The organism is Deinococcus radiopugnans ATCC 19172 (genome assembly GCF_006335125.1).
Taxonomy (GTDB): Bacteria; Deinococcota; Deinococci; order Deinococcales; family Deinococcaceae; genus Deinococcus; species Deinococcus radiopugnans.
The window spans coordinates 37,656-58,544 of sequence record NZ_VDMO01000017.1; the positions used below are offsets into that span (position 1 = coordinate 37,656).

The 20,889-nt window shown below is 68.1% G+C and carries 23 protein-coding genes; 8 read left to right on the forward strand and 15 right to left on the reverse strand.

The annotated features are described in order from the left end of the window. Positions 1-4: 4 nt before the first annotated feature. From FHR04_RS14920 to FHR04_RS14935, 4 genes are all read left to right on the forward strand, one after another. A complete protein-coding gene (locus tag FHR04_RS14920; RefSeq protein WP_139404114.1) occupies positions 5-529 on the forward strand; it encodes an HIT family protein in 525 nt (174 codons plus the stop codon). Then, positions 526-1,023 (forward strand): GNAT family N-acetyltransferase, encoded by a 498-nt coding sequence (locus FHR04_RS14925; protein WP_139404115.1) that lies wholly within the window; start codon positions 526-528, stop codon positions 1,021-1,023. The genes FHR04_RS14920 and FHR04_RS14925 overlap by 4 nt, the downstream gene beginning before the upstream one ends. Positions 1,024-1,146: 123 nt before the next feature. After that, positions 1,147-1,617 carry a GNAT family N-acetyltransferase gene (locus FHR04_RS14930; protein WP_139404116.1) on the forward strand — a complete coding sequence of 157 codons (471 nt, stop codon included), beginning with the start codon at positions 1,147-1,149 and terminating at the stop codon, positions 1,615-1,617. Between the two features lie 85 nt (positions 1,618-1,702). Next, complete coding sequence (locus tag FHR04_RS14935) at positions 1,703-2,230, forward strand: N-acetyltransferase (protein ID WP_139404117.1); 528 nt, start codon at positions 1,703-1,705, stop codon at positions 2,228-2,230. On the opposite strand, the gene xseA is transcribed toward FHR04_RS14935, so the two are convergent. Then, the gene (gene xseA / locus FHR04_RS14940; RefSeq protein WP_139404118.1) at positions 2,214-3,440 is read right to left on the reverse strand and encodes an exodeoxyribonuclease VII large subunit; all 1,227 of its coding nucleotides are present in this window, start codon (positions 3,438-3,440) and stop codon (positions 2,214-2,216) included. The two genes, FHR04_RS14935 and xseA, sit on opposite strands and share 17 nt — an antisense overlap. Next, a complete protein-coding gene (gene crcB / locus FHR04_RS14945; protein ID WP_039685925.1) occupies positions 3,437-3,817 on the reverse strand; it encodes a fluoride efflux transporter CrcB in 381 nt (126 codons plus the stop codon). Before crcB ends, xseA begins: the two co-directional genes overlap by 4 nt. A gap of 65 nt (positions 3,818-3,882) precedes the next feature. Here crcB and FHR04_RS14950 point away from each other — a divergent pair, with 65 nt between their 5' ends. After that, positions 3,883-4,800, forward strand: coding sequence for a magnesium transporter CorA family protein (locus FHR04_RS14950; protein WP_139404119.1), 918 nt, complete (start codon positions 3,883-3,885; stop codon positions 4,798-4,800). A 187-nt stretch (positions 4,801-4,987) separates the two neighbouring features. Here the strand turns inward: FHR04_RS14950 and FHR04_RS14955 are convergent, their stop codons facing one another. The 3 genes from FHR04_RS14955 to FHR04_RS14965 form a co-directional block, all read right to left on the reverse strand. Then, positions 4,988-5,623, reverse strand: a complete 636-nt coding sequence (locus FHR04_RS14955) for a cyclic nucleotide-binding domain-containing protein (RefSeq protein ID WP_039685920.1) — start codon at positions 5,621-5,623, stop codon at positions 4,988-4,990. Positions 5,624-5,827: 204 nt separating this feature from the next. Beyond that, a complete protein-coding gene (locus FHR04_RS14960) occupies positions 5,828-6,742 on the reverse strand; it encodes a histone deacetylase family protein (RefSeq protein ID WP_139404120.1) in 915 nt (304 codons plus the stop codon). An 83-nt stretch (positions 6,743-6,825) separates the two neighbouring features. Next, a complete protein-coding gene (locus FHR04_RS14965) occupies positions 6,826-7,719 on the reverse strand; it encodes a CBS domain-containing protein (protein ID WP_170213974.1) in 894 nt (297 codons plus the stop codon). 122 nt (positions 7,720-7,841) lie between these two features. Between FHR04_RS14965 and FHR04_RS14970 the strand changes: the two genes are divergently transcribed. Together FHR04_RS14970 and FHR04_RS14975 are read left to right on the forward strand one after the other, a co-directional pair. Then, the gene (locus FHR04_RS14970) at positions 7,842-8,408 is read left to right on the forward strand and encodes a chloramphenicol phosphotransferase CPT family protein (protein WP_139404122.1); all 567 of its coding nucleotides are present in this window, start codon (positions 7,842-7,844) and stop codon (positions 8,406-8,408) included. 62 nt (positions 8,409-8,470) lie between these two features. Next, positions 8,471-9,835 (forward strand): S8 family peptidase, encoded by a 1,365-nt coding sequence (locus FHR04_RS14975; RefSeq protein ID WP_139404123.1) that lies wholly within the window; start codon positions 8,471-8,473, stop codon positions 9,833-9,835. Positions 9,836-9,973: 138 nt separating this feature from the next. On the opposite strand, the gene FHR04_RS14980 is transcribed toward FHR04_RS14975, so the two are convergent. From FHR04_RS14980 to FHR04_RS15025, 10 genes are all read right to left on the reverse strand, one after another. Further along, positions 9,974-10,240: a hypothetical protein gene (locus tag FHR04_RS14980; protein ID WP_039685912.1), complete on the reverse strand. Its 267-nt coding sequence runs from the start codon at positions 10,238-10,240 to the stop codon at positions 9,974-9,976. Between the two features lie 139 nt (positions 10,241-10,379). Beyond that, a complete protein-coding gene (locus FHR04_RS14985; protein WP_170213975.1) occupies positions 10,380-11,486 on the reverse strand; it encodes an enolase C-terminal domain-like protein in 1,107 nt (368 codons plus the stop codon). Then, positions 11,483-12,262, reverse strand: a complete 780-nt coding sequence (locus tag FHR04_RS14990) for a nucleoside/nucleotide kinase family protein (protein ID WP_139404125.1) — start codon at positions 12,260-12,262, stop codon at positions 11,483-11,485. Before FHR04_RS14990 ends, FHR04_RS14985 begins: the two co-directional genes overlap by 4 nt. Positions 12,263-12,321: 59 nt before the next feature. Beyond that, entirely contained in the window at positions 12,322-13,617 is a 1,296-nt protein-coding gene (locus FHR04_RS14995; RefSeq protein WP_249039150.1) for a VanW family protein, read from the reverse strand. Positions 13,618-13,705: 88 nt separating this feature from the next. Next, on the reverse strand, positions 13,706-14,185 hold the full coding sequence (locus FHR04_RS15000; protein WP_139404126.1) for a fasciclin domain-containing protein: 480 nt from the start codon (positions 14,183-14,185) through the stop codon (positions 13,706-13,708). 240 nt (positions 14,186-14,425) lie between these two features. After that, entirely contained in the window at positions 14,426-15,679 is a 1,254-nt protein-coding gene (locus FHR04_RS15005; RefSeq protein WP_139404127.1) for a glycerate kinase type-2 family protein, read from the reverse strand. A gap of 103 nt (positions 15,680-15,782) precedes the next feature. Next, positions 15,783-16,670: a 2-hydroxy-3-oxopropionate reductase gene (locus FHR04_RS15010; RefSeq protein ID WP_139404128.1), complete on the reverse strand. Its 888-nt coding sequence runs from the start codon at positions 16,668-16,670 to the stop codon at positions 15,783-15,785. 115 nt (positions 16,671-16,785) lie between these two features. Then, positions 16,786-17,577 carry a 2-oxo-tetronate isomerase gene (gene otnI, locus FHR04_RS15015; RefSeq protein ID WP_139404129.1) on the reverse strand — a complete coding sequence of 264 codons (792 nt, stop codon included), beginning with the start codon at positions 17,575-17,577 and terminating at the stop codon, positions 16,786-16,788. A gap of 151 nt (positions 17,578-17,728) precedes the next feature. Next, on the reverse strand, positions 17,729-19,504 hold the full coding sequence (gene gcl, locus FHR04_RS15020) for a glyoxylate carboligase (protein ID WP_139404130.1): 1,776 nt from the start codon (positions 19,502-19,504) through the stop codon (positions 17,729-17,731). A gap of 276 nt (positions 19,505-19,780) precedes the next feature. Further along, positions 19,781-20,368, reverse strand: a complete 588-nt coding sequence (locus FHR04_RS15025) for a MarR family winged helix-turn-helix transcriptional regulator (RefSeq protein ID WP_249039151.1) — start codon at positions 20,366-20,368, stop codon at positions 19,781-19,783. A 304-nt stretch (positions 20,369-20,672) separates the two neighbouring features. On the opposite strand from FHR04_RS15025, the gene rpmH reads away from it, so the two are divergent. After that, on the forward strand, positions 20,673-20,816 hold the full coding sequence (gene rpmH, locus FHR04_RS15030; RefSeq protein ID WP_029479434.1) for a 50S ribosomal protein L34: 144 nt from the start codon (positions 20,673-20,675) through the stop codon (positions 20,814-20,816). Positions 20,817-20,889: the final 73 nt, after the last annotated feature.

The window sequence follows — 20,889 nt, forward strand, 5'->3', positions numbered from 1 at the left end:
GCAAATGGACGTGACGGTCACGCTGGACGGAACCCTACTGGCAAAGCGGAAGCAGGAATGGGCGCACTGGCTGGCGCACCCAGAAGAGAATCCGCTGTCCACGCGGGCAGAGTTTGCGGGTGGGGAAGTGGTGCTTGAGAACGAGTTGTGCGTGTATACCCAGGACTCCCGCTATTTCGAGGGATTGCCCCATTCCGGTCTGATCGTCACCAAACGTCCCTGCGACACAGTCTTTGATCTGACTCCGGCTGAAGCTGCCGCCGTCCACGCGCTGTTGGCCGACGTCCGCGCCCATCTGGACGCCACCGTTCAGCCCGACGGCTACACGGTGGGCTGGAACGTCTCCCCGGCGGGTGGGGCGCACATTCCGCACGTTCACCTGCACGTCATTCCGCGCTGGAACACCGACGCCTCGGCGGGGGCGGGGCTGCGCTCTTTCCTGAAGGCGGCGGCGCAGGCCACCGAGCGACGACAGGAAACCGAGGCCGCCGCTCCTCCCGCCGTCCCCACCCCAGAGGTTCTGCCATGATGTCCACCCCCCAGTCCAACCTGTCCGAAATGCACGTCAAGCTGCGCCAGGCCGCGCCGCATGACTTTCCCATTGTCCTGGCGTTGCTGGAGGGCTGCGGGCTGCACACCTCCAGCGTCACCTCAGAAGGCAGCACGTACTGGATCGCCGACCTGAACGGTGTGCCGGGCGGCTGCATCGGCCTGGAACACGGCGACGGCGTGTCGCTGATCCGCTCGACGGCGGTGTTGCCCCAGGCGCGTTCGCAGGGGCTGGGCCGCGCGCTGGTCATGTCGGCGCTGACGCATGCCAGCCTGCGCGGTGACCGGGCCGTGTACCTGTTCAGCCAGGAGGCCGGCGACTACTGGGCGCGCTTCGGCTTTTCCCCGGTGGATGCCGAGGAGATCAGCGCCGCGCTGCCCGACACGCCGCAGGTCAGGAGCGGGGTGCTCAGGGGTTGGATTCACGGCGAGCAGGCCTGGAAGCGCGAGTTGAACACGGGGGCGCGGGCATGAACGCGGAAGGCCGTCTGCGGGCGCGGGACGTGCGCTATTCTTCCGACGTTCTCAATTCAAGTGCGCCGGGATCGCCCGGTGACGCCCGTATTCTCTCCCCTTACTTTTCCGGAGGAACTTTCCATGACCGATCAGAACGTGCAGATCAGGCTGGCCCAGCAGGGCGACAAGGACACCGTGGTGCGCGTGTTTCACGACGCCGGACTGGACACCGACGAGGCGATGGCGCCGGGCACCACCTACTGGGTGATGGAACGCGGCGGCCAGCCGGTGGGCGCCATTGGCCTGGAACACGGCGACGGGGCCTCGCTGCTGCGCGGGGCGGCCGTGATGCCGGACGCACGCGGCGGCGGCCTGGGGCGGCGGCTGATCATGAGCGCCATCGAATACGCCCAGGGCCGGGGAGACCGGGCGGTCTACATGTTCAGCAAGGGCGGCGACTGGAGCACCTTCGGCTTTACCCAGGTGCCGATGGCGCTGGTCATGGGCGACGTGCCGGACGCCCCGCAGGTCAAGGCCTACCGCTCCGGCGGCGGACGTCCCGGCGAGACCACCTGGATGCGCGATCTGAGCGTGGGGGCCGGCAAGGCGTAAGCACGGAGGCGGTGCGCAGCGCGCGGTACGCAGAAAAAACGTTCACCGCGCACTGCGTCCTGCGTCCTGCTCCCAGGTTCTGCGCATGACCCTGTCCCTCGACTCCATCGCCATTCCCGATATCCACCCACAGGCCCCGCTGAGTGGGCGCAAGGCGCGGCTGTCGGACATCGAGGCGATTCACGAGCTGATCGGCTACTGGGCGGCGCGCGGGCAGATGCTGGTGCGCTCGCGCGCCCTGCTGGCCGAGACCATCTGCGATTTTCACCTGATCTTCGCCGCCGAACACGAGGGCCACCCTGGCGGATTGGCGGGCGTCTGCGGGTTGCACCTGCTGGCTCCCGATCTGGCCGAGGTGCGCGGCCTCGCCATCCATCCCCACATGCAGGGGCGTGGGCTGGGCAAACAACTCGTGGCGGCCTGCGAGCGGGAGGCGCGCGAGATCGACTTGCCCGCGCTGTTCGCGTGGACGTACCAGCAGGTTTTTTTCGAGAAGTGCGGTTACGTCCGCATCGACAAGACCAACCTGCACCCCAAGGTCTGGAGCGAGTGCCAGCGCTGCGCCTTCTTCGAGAATTGCAATGAGATCGCGATGCTCAGGGTGCTGAGGTAGGGGAGGCGTCCCCGGCCACCGCCCCCACCCGTCCGTCCTGCCATTCCAGCGTCAGCCGCTGCCCCGCCGTTACCGTTGCGGCGCGGGTCACCGGCTGGCCGTTTTCATCCCGCACCAGCGCGTAGCCACGGGCCAGGGTGCGTTCGGGGGTCAGGCCCAGCGCCTGGCGCATCAGGGCGTCCACGTCGGCGCGGGCCGCGTCGCTCTGGCGGGCGGCGGCGTTCAGCACGCGGTCACGCGCCCACAGCGCTCCCGCCTGGGCCTCCACCAGCACCGACGCGGCGGCGGCGCGCACCGTGCGGGCGTCCTCCTGGGCCTGGGCGGCGGCCCCGGCCACCGTGCGGACGATCAGCGCGGCGGCCTTGCTGGGCGTGTCGGTGCGGGTCTGGGCCACCTCGTCGGGCAGGGTGTCGTCGCGGGCGTGGCCCAGACCTGTAATCACCGGGGCGGGAAACGTCGCCAGGGCGCGGGCGAAGGCCAGATCGTTGAGCCACGCCAGATCGGTCACGGCCCCGCCGCCGCGAATCACCACCAGCGCGTCCAGCGGGGTCTGTTCATGCAGTTCCCGCGCCGCCTCCGCTGCCCGCAGCAGGCTGGCGGACGCCTCACGGCCTTGAAAGGTGGCCTCCAGATACGTGAAGTCGACCACTCCGGCCGCCTCCAGCGCGTCCGTCTCGCGGCGGAAGTCGCCCAGCCCTGCCGCCCCGCTGGGAGCGATCACCGCCACCCGCGCGAAGTCGCTGGGGGGCGGCAGCAGACGGTTCAGGCCGTACACACCCTCTTCCACCAGCGTCTGCCGCAGCGTGTCCAGGCGCAGCGCCGCGTCGCCCAGCGTATATTCCGGCGACACGTCCAGCACGTTCAACGAGAAGCCGTACTGCGGGTGAAACTCCGGCTGGCAGAAGAGCAGCACTTTTAATCCTGCCGTCAGGGTGCCGCCCGTCGCCTGCCGGAACTTGCCCTCCAGCGAGAAGCGTTCGCGCGCCCAGACGGTGGCGCGGCACTTGGCGATCTCGCCCCCCTCGCCCAGTTGCACCAGATCCAGGTACAGATGGCGGCGATCCGTCACCGAGGCCAGTTCGGCGCGCACCCACACCGCCCCCGGCATGCCCCGCGCGATCACCTGCCCGATGTACGCCAGCACCTCGGAGAGTTCCAGAAACTGCTCGGGCGGGCGCGTCGGCTCGGCCTTCTTGCGTTTGCGGGTCACAGCCGCGCCCCCAGCAGCCGTCCGAATATGGCCGCCGTCAGGCCCAGCCCCACGCTGCCCAGCGCGTACAGCAGCGCCGATACGGCCTGCCCGCGCAGCAGCAGCGCGTCCAGCTCGGTGCTGAAGGTGGAAAAGGTGGTGAACGCGCCCAGCACGCCGGTGCCGAAGGCCACCCGCACCCCTTCCGAGACCGCGCCGCGCCCGGCTAGGGCCAGCGTCAGCCCCAGCAGGAACGAGCCCAGCACGTTGATCATGAAGACGCTGTATGGAAAGCCCGTGCGCGCCACCAGCGGGGCCAGGGCCAGCACCGCTCCCTGGCGGCAGGCCGCGCCCAGCGCGCCGCCCAGCATCAACGAGAACCACAGTGCCGGCGTCATGCGGCCCAGGATAGAGCGTGGACGGGGCGACGCTTTGTGCGCCCGCGCCGCGTAGCATCAGCCGCATGATCCGCGCCAAGTATCTCGCCACCGGGGAGTCCTTCGACTGGGCCGGGCAAACCACGGGCGTCTGGGTGGATGCCCAGGACATTTCCCCGGACGAGTTGCGGCGCCTCCAGGCCGCCTTTCCCCTCAACGACTTCGCGCTGGAGGACGCGCTGGAACACGGCCACTGGAGCCGCGCCGAGCAGTACCCCGAACACACCTTCATCACCGTGCGCTCCTTCGCGCACCCGGCCCAGGAGGACGAGTTCACCGAGCGGGTCAGCATCTTCGGCTTCCCGGACGCGGCGCTGACCCTGAGCACGAACGGCACGCTGGCGCTGCGGGAGGTCTGGGCACTGGTGGGGCGCGAGAATGTCAACCTTCCGGCGGAGGTCACCTACGAGCTGCTGGATCATACTGCCGACACCTTCTTCACGCTGGCCGACGCCCTGGAAACGCGCACCGACGCGCTGGAGGAACGGGTGTTCCGGAACCTGCGCGACAACCCGGTGCCCGACATCTTCGAGGTCAAGCACCTGCTGTCGCAGGGCCGCCGCCTGGCCGGGGACGCCCGCGAGGCCGCCGCGACGCTGGGCCGCCACGCGGGCGACACACCCGCCGATCTGGTGCGCTACCGCGACGCCCAGGACAGCTTTGGCCGCGCGGGCAGTCGCCTGGACGGCCTGCGCGATTTCCTGACCAGCCTGCTGGACCTGCACCTGAACCTGCAAAACCAGCGCATGAACGAGGTGATGCGTACCCTGACCGCCGTCAGCGTGATCTTCCTGCCGCTGACCTTCCTGGCCGGGGTCTGGGGCATGAACTTCCGGGCCATGCCGGAGCTGGAGTGGCCGCTGGGTTACGTCATGGCCTGGGGCAGCTTCCTCGTGATCGGCGGCCTGCTGGCGTACTACTTCAAGCGGCGCGGCTGGTGGTGATACGGACTCCGATTGAAAGGTGTTGGAAACACCTGGAAATCCGAGCGGAGCGAGAAAGAGAAAAACGGGTTCCGGACGTGGAGTGGAGGAACCGGCGCTCTCCCGGTTCCTCCACGAAACAAACGGAATCCGTATGAAACAAAAAACCTCTCCACGTTGCGGGAAAGGTCGGGGGGAGCAGTGGGCCTTAGCCGTGGTAGCCGCTCAGATCGCGCAACCGGGCCTCGTCGATCAGGGTCAGGCAGCGGTAGGCGGGCAGCAGCAGACCGTCGTCACGCATCTCGCCGATCAGCTTGCTCACGCTCTCGCGGGTGGCCCCGGTGCCCTCGGCGATCAGCTCGTGTGTGGCGCGGACGTAGCGCGCTCCGTCGGCGTGCTGGCCGCCCAGGGTGCTGTCGGCGAGGTTCAGCAGGTAGCGGGCGATGCGCTCGCGCAGGTCGCCGTCCTGAATATGCACGCCATCGGTCATCATGCGCTGCAGCTGGGCGCTGAGGCTGCGGGTCAGGTCCCACAGCTCGGCGGCGGACAGGTGCTCGGGGTGGATCGGGGTCAGCGCGGCGTCGGTCAGCGCCACCACCTGATGGGCACGGGACTGCCCGTGCAGCGTTTCCTCGCCGAAGATGTCGCCGGGATGGATGTGGCGCACCGTCAGGTTGCGGCCCTGTGGGGTCAGGCGCACGGCTCGCATCAGGCCGCTTTCCAGGCGGTACAGGCTGGGCGAGGAGTCGCCAGCGTAGTACAGCGTCTGGCCACGCCGGACCTGGCGGGCGGAGAGATCGGCGTGGGCGCTGGGGCTGGTGGCGGACGGGGCTGCGTAGGTCATGATCGCTCCTGTGGGGACAAGGGGCATTTCAGAAAAAAGAAGTTCCGCTCACCCGAGTCGAACCTGAGCGCCGGACCCGACGCCTCCTTCTGAACAGCCTTTCGTACAGAGAGTGTACAAGCCTTGAACAAACCTGGAACGTTCGGAGCGCACAGTGTGAAGACACCCCAAATGTCAACGCTTTTGAGGAGTCGCGCGGCAGGGTCAGCGCAAGACGTCCAGGCCGTCCAGCACCACGCTGGCATGCGCCTGAATGGTTAAAGCGTGGTCCCGGTTGTAGCCGCCGGCCAGCATGGTGACGACGGGAATGGCCGCCGATTTCGCCCAGCCCAGCACCGCGCGGTTGCGTTCGCGCAGGCCGTCCAGACTCAGGGCGAAGCGGCCGAAGCGGTCCCCGGCCAGCACGTCGGCTCCCGCCAGAAACAGCAGCAGATCAGGCCGGAACGCTTCTACCGCGGGCAGCGCCTGTCGGCGCAGCACGTCCAGATACTCGCGGTCAGTCACGCCGTCGCCCAGCCCGAGGTCCAGCGAACTGCGCTCCTTGCGGAACGGGTAATTGCGCTCGCCGTGGACGCTCAGGGTAAAGGCCCGCGCCTCTGGTCCCAGCATGGCCGCCGTGCCGTTGCCCTGGTGCACGTCCAGATCGATGACCGCCACCCGCGAGGCCAGCCCCTCGTCCAGCGCCACCCGTGTCAGCAGCGCCGCGTCGTTGAGCAGGCAGAAGCCCTCGGCGCGGTCCGCAAACGAGTGGTGCGTGCCGCCCGCCAGATTCGCGCCCCAGCCGGTCTGCACGGCGTCGCGCAGGGCTGCCAGCGAACCGCCCGCCGCGCGGCGCGAGCGCTCCACCATGTCCGGGGACCACGGCAGGCCCAGCGCGCGTTCCTCGGCGCGGTCCACCTCGCCGCGCCGCCAGCGCCGCAACCACTGCGGGTCATGCACCCGCGCCGCGTCGGTCCAGCTCAGCGCGGGCGGGTCCAGCACGGGCAGGTGTGGGCGCAGCACGTCGCGCACCCCGGCGTACTTGTAGTACGGGAAACGGTGGCCCTCCGGCAGCGGAAAGTGAAAATCGGCGGGCGAATATGCCCGGAAGGCATGGGGGAAGGGAGCGGGCACCGACACGCCGCCAGTCTGGAGCAGACGGCGGCGCAGGAGGGGGGGAGAGGTTACGGGGTGGCGCGGCGGGGGCTGAGTCGGCCTCCGCGTCAGCCCGGCTGCTGGCCTAGCACGGTCTTCAACACGTCGCTGATGGTCACCACGCCCAGCAGCTGGCCGTCGTCGTCCACCACCGGCAGGCCGTGGACGTCCAGCGTCAGCATCTGGCTCAGGGCGTCGCGCATGGGAGCGCCGCCGCGCAGGTGTCCGGTGGGCGGGCGCATCAGGTCACGGGCCACCTGGCCCTGCAAGAAGAACTGGCCGCCCATCACCGTGTCGCCGTGGTCGGCGCTGGCGCGGTCCAGGGCCTCTGCCAGATCCGATTCGTGCAGCAGGCCCACCAGCACGTCGCCTTCCAGCACCGGCAGCACCCGCAGGCGCGAGATCTTCAGTTTGGCCGCCGCCTCGTGGGCCGGGGCGCCCGCAGGGGTGGTCACCACGCCCGCCGTCATGTGCTGCTCCACCGCGCCCCAGCGCAGCCGCGGGGTTTTCGCCTCGGCGCGCAGCACGTCGGTCAGGGTCAGCATGCCCTGCAGCGCGCCGCCCTCGTCCACCACCGGCAACCCGCCGATGTGCCGCTCCAGCATGGTGTGGATGGCCGTCGCCAGCGGGGTTTCGGGCGTGACCGTGTGCGCGGGCTGGCGCATGATCTCGCGCACCCGCACCCGTCCGACGCGGGCCGCGAACGCCCAGGGGGTCAGGCCTTCCTTGAGAGGCGGCAGGTTTCGCCGCACCTCGCCGTCGGTCAGGATGCCGATGACCTTGCCGCCTTGCAGCACCGGCAGCCGCTTGACCTTCAGTTCCTGCAGGGCGACCACGGCCCCCGCCAGCGTTTCGTGGGCGTCGATGCTCACGGCGCGGGGGTGCATGGCGTCGGCCACCCGCAGCGGCGCGGGGGACGGGGACGGGGTGGCTGCGGTCTGGGCCGCGTTCTGATCAGACATGGGCAAAACCTCCTGGCAGGTCTGGGGGGCTGGCGTGAGGGGGTGGGCGAACCGGACGGACCGGACCGCAGCCTCTTCTGAGAGCATTACCGCGGCATTACCGCGTGTGAGAGACTGCGGCCATGCCCCCGCCACCCGGCCAGATCATCCTGATCAACGGTGCGTCCAGCGCCGGCAAGACCACGCTGTGCCGCGCGCTGCGCGACGCGTTGCCGGACACCCTGGCGGGGCCGTTCCTGCATTTCTCGCTGGACTTCTTCATGTTCGATGCCGACGTGCTGCCGCGCACGCCCCAGGGCCGGATCCGCGAGTGGAGCCGCATCCGCCCGCAGGTCTTTGGCGGCTTTTACCGCTGCCTGCCCGCGTTGCTGGGCGCAGGCAACAACCTGGTGGTGGACCTGATTCTTGAGAACTCGGCGCAATGGGATCAGCTGCGGGAGCTGCTTGCTCCGTACGACGTGACTCTGGTGGGCCTGCACTGCCCAGTCGAGGAACTGGAGCGGCGGGAGGCCGCGCGCGGGGATCGCCGGCCTGGCGACGCCCGCCGGGACGCGCAGACGGTGCATACTTTTGTCCCTTACGATCTGGAGCTCGACTGCCGTGATCCTGTGCTACACAACGTGGAACGGGTGGTCAGCGGCTGGACGGCGCGGGCGGTGTCCGGGGGGCGGGGCAAGGAAACGGAATGAGGACTGGGGGCGGCTTCGGCTGGCCCCCACGCGTCTCAGGTTCGCGGCCTGTACCCTGGACTATGCCGCGCCGTGTGCTGTTGCCTGTTCTGCTGTTGCCGCTGCTGCTCACGGCCTGTCCGGGCCAGAGTCCCGCGCCGGAGCCAGACCCGGTGGAGCCGCTGGCCTGCCGTTCCCGGAGCGTGGCCGCGCTGGAAACGGCCCCCGTGAGCTGGCCGCCCTTCACCGCCGACTGGAACGCCGCGCGTGTGCCGGGGCAGGTGCTGGTTCTGGCCGACAGGGCGGCGGAGGGGCTCAGCGCCCAGGCCCTCGCGGCCCTGTCGGGCGTTCACCTGCAGGCGGTGGGGCCGGGGGTGCGGCTGGCCCGGACCCCGGCGGGCGAGGCGGACCGCGCCTTCGCGCAGCGCCTGCGCGCGGCGGGCCTGCGGGTCCAGCCCAACTACGTCTACCGCGCGCTGGGGCTGCCGAACGATCCGGCCTTTCCAGGAAATGCGGGCCTGAAAATCAAGGTGAACACGGCCACGGTCAACGCCTTCCAGACCTACCTGACGCGCAGCCGGGTCCCGGAGGCGTGGGACGCGCTGAAGGCGGCGGGCAAGGCGCCGCAGGGCGCCACGGTGGCCGTGCTGGATTCGGCGGCTGACCGCAATCACACCGAATTGCAGGGCCGGCTGAGCGCCGCCGTGTCGTGTCTGCTGCCGGATCCCGATGGGGACGAGCTGAGCGCCAGCGACCACGGCACCGAGGTCACGGGCGTGATCGCGGCGAACACCAACAACGGGGCGGGCGTGGCGGGCGTGGTCTGGAGCGGCCCGCTGCTGGGCGCCGAGGTCCTGGACCGCAACGGTCTGGGCAGCACGGCAGATCTGGCCGCAGGCCTGAATTACGCCGTTCAGCAGGGTGCGCGGGTGATCAACATCAGCCTGGGCGCCCCGGATATTCAGGGCGACGCGGTGCTGGACGCCGCGCTGACCAGGGCGACGCAGGTGGCGGTGGTGGTGGCGGCGGCGGGCAACACTCCGGACGAGGGAGTGTATTACCCGGCCAGCCACCCGGACGTGATCGCGGTGGGGGCGGTGGGCAGCCGTGACACGGAGCTGGCCTGCTACAGCGCCCGCCCCGACGCCGAACACCCCCGCGCCCTGGACATTGTCGCGCCGGGCGGGGTGGGCCGGGGATGCCCCGGCTTCAGGGCAGAACTGGACCTTCCTGTACTGGCCTCCGGCGGGGACGGCAAGCAGTACAGGCTGGAGGCCGGCACCAGCTTCTCGGCCCCGGTGGTCAGCGGCGTGGTGGCCCTGATGCGCGGCGCCAATCCCAGCCTCAGCGCGGCGCAGACCCGCGCCCTGCTGCGGGGCAGCGTCAACCGGGCGGGCGGGCTGCCGCTGCTGGACGCTGCCGCCGCCGTGCGCGCCGCCCTGCCGTAGGTGCCGGGGTCTGGCCTGAAGGGGTTCGGGGGCCGGCTTCAGGGCCAGGAATAACGGCGATCCCTGCCCGCTGGGATCGCCGCGCTCTGTTCTGGATTCGCGTTCTTGGAATACTGTTGCGGGCCTCTGGCCTGCCCGTTACTGGCTCGTGTTGCCCGGCAGCATCGTGGGGGCTTGCAGATGACGCACCAGCAGGATAAAGACCACTGCCGCGTGCAGGACCAGCAGGCCAAACAGACCGTCGTCGGGGGAGGTGGCGTAGCCGTAGGCCCCCACCAGTTGAAACAGCGTCATGACCAGCAGGGCGCGCGGACGACGCTCGGGGAAACGCACGTACAGGTACAGCCCGCCGCAGATGCTGAACAGCAGCGGCAGCACGAGGGCATTCAGTATTCCTTGATCCATGCCTCATATTATCCGGCCTGTTTTCTGACAGGTCTGTCACCTGCATAGAATTCTTGCAGGACGGCAAAAAACGTGGCCGATGTCACGAAGCTGCCTCTCCTGACTGCGCCGGCCAGCGAGGCCGAGAACGGGCCGGAGGTTACAGGCGGTAGCGCTCCAGCTTGCGGGGGTCCACGGCGTGATCCGTCAGCCCGCTTACGTCCAGCCAGCCGTCCTGAAAGCGGATCGGCAGGTTCAGCAGGTCGTCTTGCAGCTTCAGCACGAAGCTCAGTTCGCACGGCTCGGTGACCTCGGCGCGGGTGGACAGCAGGGCGGCGTGCAACGTGCCCAGCCCGCTGCTGGCCTGCGATCCCACCATGCCGCGCTTGCCGTGCCGGGCGGCCTCGCGCAGCATCCACGCGCCGCCAGTAAAGCCGTTGCGGGCGGTCTTGACGTTCAGCACGTCGAAGGTGTCGAAGTCCAGCTCACGGCTCAGGTCGGCGGGCGTGAAGCAGCTGTCGTCGGCCACGATGGGCAGCGGCGTCTGAGCGTGCAGCTCGGCCCGTGCCCGCACCTCGCGCACCGGCAACGGCTCCTCGACGTACAGCAGCCCGGCCTCCCGCATGGCGTTCAGGGCGGCCAGAGCAGTATCCGGGGTCAGGGTCTCGTTGCTGTCGGCATACAGCAGCACCCCGGTCCCGAACGTGCGGCGCAGCTCGGCGATGACCGTCAGGTCGCGGGCGTGGTCCCGGCCCACCTTGACCTTCAGGCAGCGCACGCCCGCCGCCACCACCCGTTCCGCCTCGGCCAGCATCTCGGCGGGGGTGCCCAGCCCCAGGATGAAGCTGACGCGCACGCGTGGATTCGGCCCCAGCATCGTGCTGAACAGCGTCTGCCCCGCCGCGCGGGCACGGGCGTCGTGCAGCGCCATGTCCAGCGCCCCACGCGCGGTGTGGTTGTTTGCCACGCTGTTCCGCACCCGGTTCAGTCCGGCCTCGTCGGCGATGTCCAGCCCGTTCAGCGCGGGGGAGAGGTAAGCCAGGATCGCCACCACGCTGGCGGGCGTCTCGCCGTAGATGGTGGGGCGCGGCGTGGCCTCGGCCTGTCCCACCGTGCCGTCAGAGAGGGTCACGCGCACCAGCACATGTTCGGCAGCGTTCATCGCCGAATGCGCCCCCCACGCCAGCGCGGAGGTCAGCGGCAGGCGGTAGGGAATGGCCTCGATCCGCTGGACCGTGACGCCGGTCTGGGGGGGTTCTGTGCTCATGCCCATGCCTGCACCGCCTGGGCCACCTGCGCTGGAGACAGCGCCACGGTGTCCAGAATCAGCGCCCGCTGGGGCGGCAGGGTCCGCAGGTAGGTCTCGGCGGCGGCGGGATCGTACTGGCGGCGCTCGCTCAGCACGATCCGCACCTTCGCGAGAAGTTCGGCGGCGGGGCATGCCGGACCTTCCAGCGCGGCCAGACTGTCCAGGTCTTCGGGGCTGAACACCGCAGATCCGCCGGACAGGGCGGCCAGTTCGCTCCGCAGGTTGCCGTCCGTCGCGCTGGTTCCGGTCACCTGATCGAAGCCGTCCGCCCGCCCCAGCAGGCGGCGCACCCGCACCGTGTCGGGAGCCCCCAGCGCCACGAAACGCCACGCCGGAAAGTGCTGGGCAGCGTAACGGACCTCATCCAGCCCGCGCAGACCGTCGAACAGCGGGGCCGCCCCCCAGTGGCGGGTGTCGGCCAGCAGCGAGCCCAGCGCCTGGGCCATGCCGCCAGGGTGCCCGGCGCGGTACTGCGCGGTCAGGGCAAAGCGTTCCTCACGGTCGGTCACGGCGCGGCCCGCCTGCGGCCAGATCATCACGGCGTCGGCCACCTCGCGGCGGTTGGGCAAGACCTTCTGCCTCCCCAGGTTCTGCAGCGCGCTCAGCGCTGTGCTTTTGCCCACCCCGGTCACGCCCACCACCACGGTCAGCGGCAAGTGGCCCAGCGGCTGCTCGTCCGCTGCGGGCGGCGTGTCGGGAAGACGGAGATGGGGCAGGGGCAGGCGGGCGCTCACGCTGCTCAGGCTACAGGGCCGAGAGCCGGCCAGCCGCGAAAGGTCCAGCCTGCCCGGCCCTACCGGAGCCGCTCATCCCCCGGAGCCACCGCGAACACGCCGCCCCACGCCCGGTAACGGCTGACAAAATCCTGTTTCTTCTGTTGACCAGAAGGTAGTGTCACCGTGCGCGTGATCACCGCTTTCATTCCGGCAGCGGGCATGTCCACTCGTCTTGCCTCGCCCTTCTTCAAGGCGCGATCCACCATGAACGTCGGATCGGGTGCGGGCCTGCGGGCACTGATGGCCGGCTCGGAAATGCGGATCGTCCGTCCGTCATCTGCGCCGAACAGGCTGACCGTCAGTGTCTCGGCCTTCAGATCCCAGTCGGCCTGCACCAGCAGCGGCGCGGCGGTGTCGTTCGTCCAGCGCAGATCCTTGCCCGGCGCGTAGACGGCGGCGTCCAGGCCCGGTTCCTCGTAGTAGCCCACCAGATACGAGTGTTCGTGGCGCTCGGTGATGGGCAACCCGGCGTTGAAGGCGGCCCGGAACACCGTGGTGCTGACCTGACAGATGCCGCCGCCGTCCTCGGTGGACAGCGTGTCTCCCACAATCACGTAGCCGCCCTGAAAGCCGGTGGCCGAAGTGATCGGCCCGATCAGCGCATTGAAGCTGAAGGTCTGCCCCGGCGCCACCCACGCGCCCTGCACCCGCCCCGCGCCCGTGCGGATGTTGTGCACCCGGAAGTCGGGACTGCCCGCGAAGCTCGACTGGCCGCTGGCCAGATGGCCCAGTTTCTTCTCGGCGGCCCAGCGCACGCTGCGGGCCGGAGCCTCCAGCACAAGCTTCAGAGCGCTGCGCGGCTGACCGTCCCGGATCGCCCCCAGCAGCGCCGCCTCGCTGGCCTCGCGGTCTACCTTCCAGCCGGTGCGGGCCTCACCGATCCAGTCCTGGCCGATCTGGCGAAAGCGGATGTCGCGGGGCTGCCGGGCTTCGATGCCCGCATAGATGCCGTCCAGGGCCTGCCGAACTGGTTCCAGCGTGCCGCTCTGCCGGATCTGCGCGGCCTGTTCGGGCGTCAACCCAAGACTGGCTGACTTGTTGAGCAGCGGACGTTCCACCCGGTTGCCCACCAGACGCGGCTCGGGCGCCGTCCAGCGCAGCTCCATCGCCTGCGGGCGATCAGGCTCCGGCGCGGCGCGGGCGGAGGCCGCAACCGTCTGGGGTGCCGTGGGTGCCGAAGGCGGCGGGGCAACGGCAGCCACAACCGGCGCCGCCTGCGCCTGCGTCACGGCCTCGGCGGGGCCGCAGCCGGCCAGCAGAACGCCCAGCCCCGCGAGGCCCGAGGAGATCAGCAGAACTTTGAATGCGGTCATAGGATGCGTTCCCTTTTCGTGCGGTGCGAACGGTGAATGGGGAGAGGCCCGTAAGCGTCTCTCCCCATGGTGTTCCAACTGTTTTCGCTCAGGGCATCAACACGGTATCGATGACGTGAATCACGCCGTTGCTGGCCATGATGTCGGCCTTGGTCACGGTGGCGTCGTTGATCATGACCATGCCGCCGCTGGTGGAGATGTTGAGGTCTGCGCCGTTGACGGTGGTGGCGCTGGTCAATCCGGTGACCTGCGAGGCGGTGACCTTGCCGGGCACCACGTGGTACAGCAGCACGGACTTCAGCGCAGCCGGGTCATTCAGCAGGGCGTTCAGATCCGCCTGCGGAATCTTGGCGAAGGCGGCGTTGGTGGGCGCGAACACCGTGAAGGGGCCGGGGCTGCTCAGGGTTTCCACGAGTCCGGCGGCCTTCACGGCGGCCAGCAGGGTGCTGAAGTTGGGATCGTTCGACACGATGGCAGCGATGGTGTTGCCTGAGGGCATGGAGCTACCGCCGCCGGCAAAGGCGACACCGGTGAACAGCAGGGTGGTGCAAAGAAGCATCTTTTTCATGGTTGTTCCTCCTGAAGTGTGATGGCGTACTTTCAAAAAATGACCGGAACAGTCGAAGAGAACCATTCACAATTGAATATCCTGCGCTCTCTTTGATGACGCATCCTAAATGGCCCTTCTCAAAAGAGACGTACCTCGCCGTACAGTCTGTGAGCCGATTAAATTCTGGATTGGATTGCAAGAAAAAACACCGAATCCGTTTGTTGGATTCGGTGCTATTTGTCGTTTTGGCGAGAAAGGTCAGTCTTCCGGCAAGCCCACCGCGATCAACCGCAAGTCGTTGAGGTTATGCCCGCTGGGGCCGGTAACCAGGGTGTCGCCCAGCGCCGCGAAGAACGAGCCGGAATCGTTGCGCTCCAGAGACTCGCGTCCATCCAGGTCGGCTTCCCGCGCCCGTTTCAGACTGTCGGGGGTCAGGAACGCTCCGGCCGCCGGGCTGGAGCCGTCCACGCCGTCCGAACCGGCCGAGAGGGCGTAGAAGCCGTCCTCGCCCAGCGCCAGCAGCAGCGCCAGCGCAAATTCCAGGTTGCGCCCGCCCACACCGTCGCCGCGCAGGGTCACGGTGGCTTCTCCGCCCGACAGCAGCACCACTGGGGCCTGTACCGGATCGCCGTATTTCTCCACGCTGCGCGCCATCGCCGCGTGCGCCCGCGCCAGTTCGCTGGCCTCGCCCTCGAAGCTGTCCGAGAGAATGACCGCCCGCACCCCCTGGCCCTCGATGGACGCCTGTGCCGCTTCCAGCAGATGGCGGTTGGAGCCGATCACGGTGTTGGTGACGTGCGGCAGGCGGTTCGGCGTTTCGGGCACGTGACCGTCCACGCCGGCCTGAAGGTGCTGGCGGGCTTCCGGGGCCGCGATGCCGTAACGCTCCAGCACGGCCAGAGCCTCCGCGAACGTCGTGGGGTCTGGCACGGTGGGGCCGCTGGCAATCACCGAGGGATCGTCGCCCACCACATCCGAGATCAGCAGCGCCGTGACTTTCGCCCGCGTGGCCGCCGCCAGCCGTCCGCCCTTTGTGCGCGACAGGTGCTTGCGGACGGTGTTGATCTCGCCGATGTCGGCCCCCGCGCGCAGCAATTCGCGGGTCAGCGCCCCCTTCTGCTCCAGCGTCACGCCGTCCGGGGCGGCCATCAGGGCGCTGCCGCCGCCCGACACCAGCACCAGCGCCCGCTGCCCCTCGTTCAACGCGCCCAGCCGTTCCAGCGCCGCTTCCGCCGCCGCCACGCTGGAGGCGTCGGGCACCGGATGGCTGGACAGCATCAGCGTGGCCTCTGCCGGGAGTTCCAGATTCTCGGTGCCATTGGGCGCAATCACCAGGGTCTCCACGCCAGGAAAGGCTTCCAGCGCCGCACGGGCCATCGGCAGCGCCGCCTTGCCGAACGCCAGGATGAAGTCGGGCTTCTCGCCCCCCAGGTGCGGGGCCAGCAGCTTCGCCGGACTCGCGGCCTCCAGCGCGGCGCGGTACGCGTGTTCCAGCAGTGAGCGGGTGTTCATAAGACCTCGCAGGGCAAATGGGGAGAGTGGAGGTTGGCCGTACGCGGTGCGCGGGACGCGGTTAAAGCCGTTCCCGCGCACCGCGCACGGCGTTCCGCAGCCTTTATTCGAGGCCGCTCATCTCGGCGTAGAACTTCGCCATGCCGGAGTGATCCAGATCGCCGTCGCCCTGCGCGATCATGGCGTCCATGATGTTGGCGGCGATGCCGGTGGCGAACAGCGGTACCCCGGCCTCGCGGCCCGTTTCCAGTGCCAGACGCAGATCCTTGCGGTGCAACTTTGTGCGGAAGCCAGGCTTGAAGTTGCCGTCCAGAATGCGCTGCCCGTGCAGGTCAAGAATGCGGCTCTGGGCAAAGCCGCCCAGCAGCGCCTCGCGCACCTTGCCCACGTCCACGCCGGACTTCTTCGCCAGCGTCAGCGCCTCGGACACAGCCTGGATGGTCAGGCCCACCACGATCTGGTTGGCGATCTTGGTGACCTGACCCGCACCGGGGCCGCCGATGTAGACGATGTTCTTGCCCACCGCTTCAAACACGGGCCTGGCGCGGTTGAAGGCCTCCTCGCTGCCGCCCACCATGATGCTCAGGGTGGCGCCTTCCGCCCCCACCTGCCCGCCGGACACCGGGGCGTCCAGTGCGTCTGCCCCTTTGGCCGACAGTTCCTGCTGAACCTTGCGCGCGGTGTTGGGCGAGATGCTGCTCATGTCGATAAACAGCGCGCCCTGCCTGATGCCCTCAATGACGCCGCCCTCGCCCAGCGCCACCTCTTCCACCTGCGGCGAATCGGGCAGCATGGTGATGATGATGTCGCTCTGCTCCGCCACTTCACACGCGCTGTGGGCCGCCTTCGCGCCCGCCCCCACCAGCTCGTCCATCACTTCGGGGGTGCGGTTGTGGACGACGACGGAGAACCCGGCCTTGACCAGATTCAGCGCCATGGGTTTGCCCATGATGCCCAGGCCGATAAATCCGATGGTTTCTTGCTGTGCCATGTTGGTTTCTCCTTTAGTTGTGTGGGATTGAAAGGCGGCAGTCTAAGGGTCTGAGCGTCAAAGGGTCTAAGGAAAGAGAGGGGGCGCTGTTCTTAGACCCTCAGCCCCTTGACCCTTAGACCTTCGCCAACTCTTTGAGCCAGCCCAGCGTGTCTTCCGTGCGCCCTTCCGGGATGTACTCCAGACCCACGTAACCCTCGTACCCCAGGCGGTCCAGCTCGGCCAGCAGGAAGGGATAGTTGATCTCGCCGGTTCCTGGCTGGTGGCGGCCCGGCACGTCGGCCAGTTGGATGTGGGCGATGCGGTCCAGATGAGCGCGCACCGTTTCGGTCAGGCGGCCTTCCACGCGCTGCATGTGGTAGAAGTCGTACTGCAATTTCACGTTGTCGCGCCCGACTTCATCCAGCAGATCGAGGGTGTTCTGGGTGCCGTACAGGTAGAAGCCCGGCACGTCGTAGGGATTCAGCGGCTCGACGATCAGCGTCAGCCCCGCGTCGCCCAGCTTGTCGGCGGCGTACTGAAGGTTGCCCACCACCGTTTTGCGCGTGGTGGCCTCGTCGCCCTCGGCCTTCCCGACAAGGACATTGACCAGCTTCGGCCCCTGCACGCCCTTGTACAGCACGTCGGCGTAGCTCAGCGCCCGGTCCACACCCGCGCGGAACTCGTCCTGACGGCCCGGTTGAACGGCAATCCCACGGTCCCCGCCGGGCCAGTCGCCCGCCGGCAGGTTGAACAGCGCCTGCGTCTGCCCGTTCTCATCCAGCCTGGCGCGCAGCTCGGCGGCGTCGTAGGGATACGGGAACATGTACTCAATGAACTTGAACCCGGCATTGCCCGCCGCGTCGAAGCGGTCAAGAAAGTCGTGTTCCTGAAACAGCATGGTGAGGTTGGCGGCGTATTTGGGCATGGAGGCTCCTTCGGAGGGGAGGTGGGTTGTGGGCTGTAGGTTGTGGGGAAGAAGGGGGACAGGACGTGGTGCGTAGAAAAAGCTCTCTGCCTTTAGCCATCGGCCTTCTGCACGCTTTTTCCATCAACCATCACCCTTCGACCATCAACATTCAGTCCAGCATCGCAATCGCCGTCGGCGCGTCCTCGCGGGCGTCGGCCAGTTCCTCGAACTCCACCACGTTGTCCAGCTCGGTGCCCATGCTGATGTTGGTGACGCGCTCCAGAATGACTTCCAGCACCACCGGCACCTGGAACTTCTGGGCCAGCTCCCTGGCCTCTTCCAGCCCGGCCTTGATCTTGCCCGGCTCGGTCACGCGGATGGCGCGGCAGCCCAGGCCCTCGGCGACGGCCACATGATCCACGCCGTAGCCGTTCAGATCAGGGTTGTTGATGTTGTCGAAGGCCAGCTGCACCTGGTAGTCCATCTCGAAGCCGCGCTGCGACTGGCGGATCAGGCCCAGGTAGCTGTTGTTGACCAGCACATGCACGTAGGGCAGCTTGAACTGCGCGCCCACAGCCAGTTCCTCGATCATGAACTGGAAGTCGTAGTCGCCGCTCAGGGCCACCACGGTCTTGCTGCGGTCGGCGGCCACCACGCCCAGCGCGGCAGGCAATGTCCAGCCCAGCGGCCCGGCCTGTCCGGCGTTGATCCACTGGCGCGGCCCGTACACGTGCAGGAACTGCGCGGCGGCGATCTGCGACAGGCCGATGGTGCTGACATACACGGTGTCGCGCCCGAAGGACTTGAGCATTTCCTCGTACACGCGCTGCGGCTTGATCGGCACGTTGTCGTAGTGCGTCTTGCGCAGCATGGTGCGCTTGCGCTCGCGGCACTGCTCGGCCCACTCGCCGTAGTCGGGCAGTTTTCCGGCCTGCCGCAGCTCGCGCGCCACCTCCACCATCAGTTTCAGGGCCGCGCCCGCGTCGGACACGATGCCGTAGTCGGGGCCGAACACGCGCCCGATCTGGGTGGGTTCGATGTCGATATGAACGAACTTGCGGCCCTCGGTGTACTTCTCGACGCTGCCGGTGTGGCGGTTGGCCCAGCGGTTGCCGATGCCGTACACGAAGTCCGAGGCCAGCACCGTGGCGTTGCCGTACATCTGCGAGGTCTGGAGGCCCGCCATGCCCGCCATCAGCGGGTGGTCGTCGGGAATGGCGCCCCAGCCCATCAGCGTGGGAATCACCGGAATGCCGGTCAGTTCGGCGAAGGCCACCAGATCGTCGCTGGCGTCCGCGTTGATGATCCCGCCGCCCGCGACGAGCAGGGGGCGCTCCGAGGCGAACAGCAGCTCCAGCGACTTCTCGATCTGGGCGCGGCTGGCCTGCGGCTTGTAGGCGGGCAGGGCTTCGTAGGTGTCAATGTCGAACTCGATCTCGGCCATCTGCACGTCGAAGGGCAGGTCAATGTGCACGGGGCCAGGGCGGCCCGAACGCATGACGTGGAAGGCCTGCTGGAACACGCGCGGCACCAGCGCCGGCTCGCGCACCGTCACGGCCCACTTGGTCACCGGCTTGGCGATGCTCTCGATGTCCACCGCCTGGAAGTCTTCCTTGTACAGGCGGGCGCGCGGGGCCTGACCGGTGATGCACAGGATCGGCACCGAGTCCGCGATGGCCGCGTACAGCCCGGTGATCATGTCGGTGCCGGCAGGGCCGCTGGTGCCGATGCACACGCCGATGTTGCCGGACTTGGCGCGGGTGTAGCCGTCGGCCATGTGCGAGGCCCCTTCCACGTGACGGGCCAGGATGTGCTCGATTCCCCCGAGCTTCTTCATGGCCGCGTACAGCGGGTTGATCGCCGCGCCGGGAACGCCGAAGGCGATGTCCACCCCTTCCTTCTTGAGGACTTCCACCGCCGCTTCGATTGCTCTCATCTTCGCCATACGCCTTGCCTCCTGTGAACTGGTTGACCACAGAGTAAAACTTAGACGTCTATTTGTCAAACAGTGAGAATAAATTTCATTCTATAAAAATAGAGAGGCGGGAGATGTTGTGCCGTCTGCTTTTCCACAGCGCTGAAGAGCCACAGCTGATTCAGAAAATAGAAGCGTCCAGAGGCACAGGTTCCGTTTTTTGCTGGCTTCAAATCCTCAAAAAGTGCGGCCTCCCTGTTGAAAGGGGGCTGCATCTTCCATACGCTCCTTTGTGCGGCCAGTCCGTCAGGAACCGACTTTTGCGTCCGCTTCCGCTTCCTCGTCCACGGCCTGCACTTCCAGGTGGCCCACCAGTTTCATGGCAATCCCGGTCAGGGCGCGCAGCTCCTCGCCGGTCAGCACGCTCAGGGCCTGCTGCTCACGCTCGATGTGCTGGGGCAGCAGGCGTTCCACCAGTTCGCGCCCCTGCGGCGTCAGGCGCACCAGGGCCGAGCGGCGGTCTTTGGCGCTGACCACCCGCTCCACCAGACCCTTGTCCAGCAGGCGGGTCACCCGGTTGGTCATGGACGGCCCGGAGATGGCGGTCAGTTCACTCAGTTCGGTGTGCGTCAGGCCCTGCGGCGGGGCCGAGCGCAGCAGCGTCAGCAGCAGATCCCAGTTCGAGGAATTGATGCCTTCCTCCCTGTAGGTCTGCTCGATGTGGCGCGCGAAGGCGCTGCCCAGGCGGTCGAGCAACAGGCCGGTCAGCATGGGCGACGCGTCGAGTTCGGGGCGCATCCGCTGCCAGTCCTGCTCGATCCGGTTAAGCAGGGTCATGGTGTCCCTGGACAGGGGCAGGCCACTGTCTTTCTCGCCGGGGGCAACCTGGGTCATCGAACATCGTTCCGGGGTCTCGGGCGGGCATCAAAGTGCATACAGTGAAAATTGTAACCGCTGAGCGAGGCCTCAGGACGTCTTTTCTCCCTTTTCTCCCACTGCCGCCCCTGAAATGCCACTCTGTCCTCCGCCCTTTGTCTCTTCCTGGCGTGTCCCGCCCCTTTTCCCGCCTGCCCCAGCGTGCTACACTTCTCCAGTTTGCCCCCCCAGCGGGGGCGGGACTTGCTGCTTTTACCGGGCAACCCACACAGCACTGGCCGCCCACCACAGACCGTGTGGGCCGTCTGGAAGGAGAACGACCATGAAGCGTACTTACCAACCCAACGTCCGCAAGCGGGCCAAGACCCACGGCTTCCGCGCACGCATGAAAACCAAGGCTGGCCGGAACATCATCGCGCGTCGCCGGGCCAAGGGCCGCCGCCAGCTGACCGTCGCCGACGAGTAAGGCCCGTCGGAAGCGGGACCCTATCGCTCCTCCTGAACAGCCCAGCGCCACGCAGGCACGGCCCCGCCGTCCG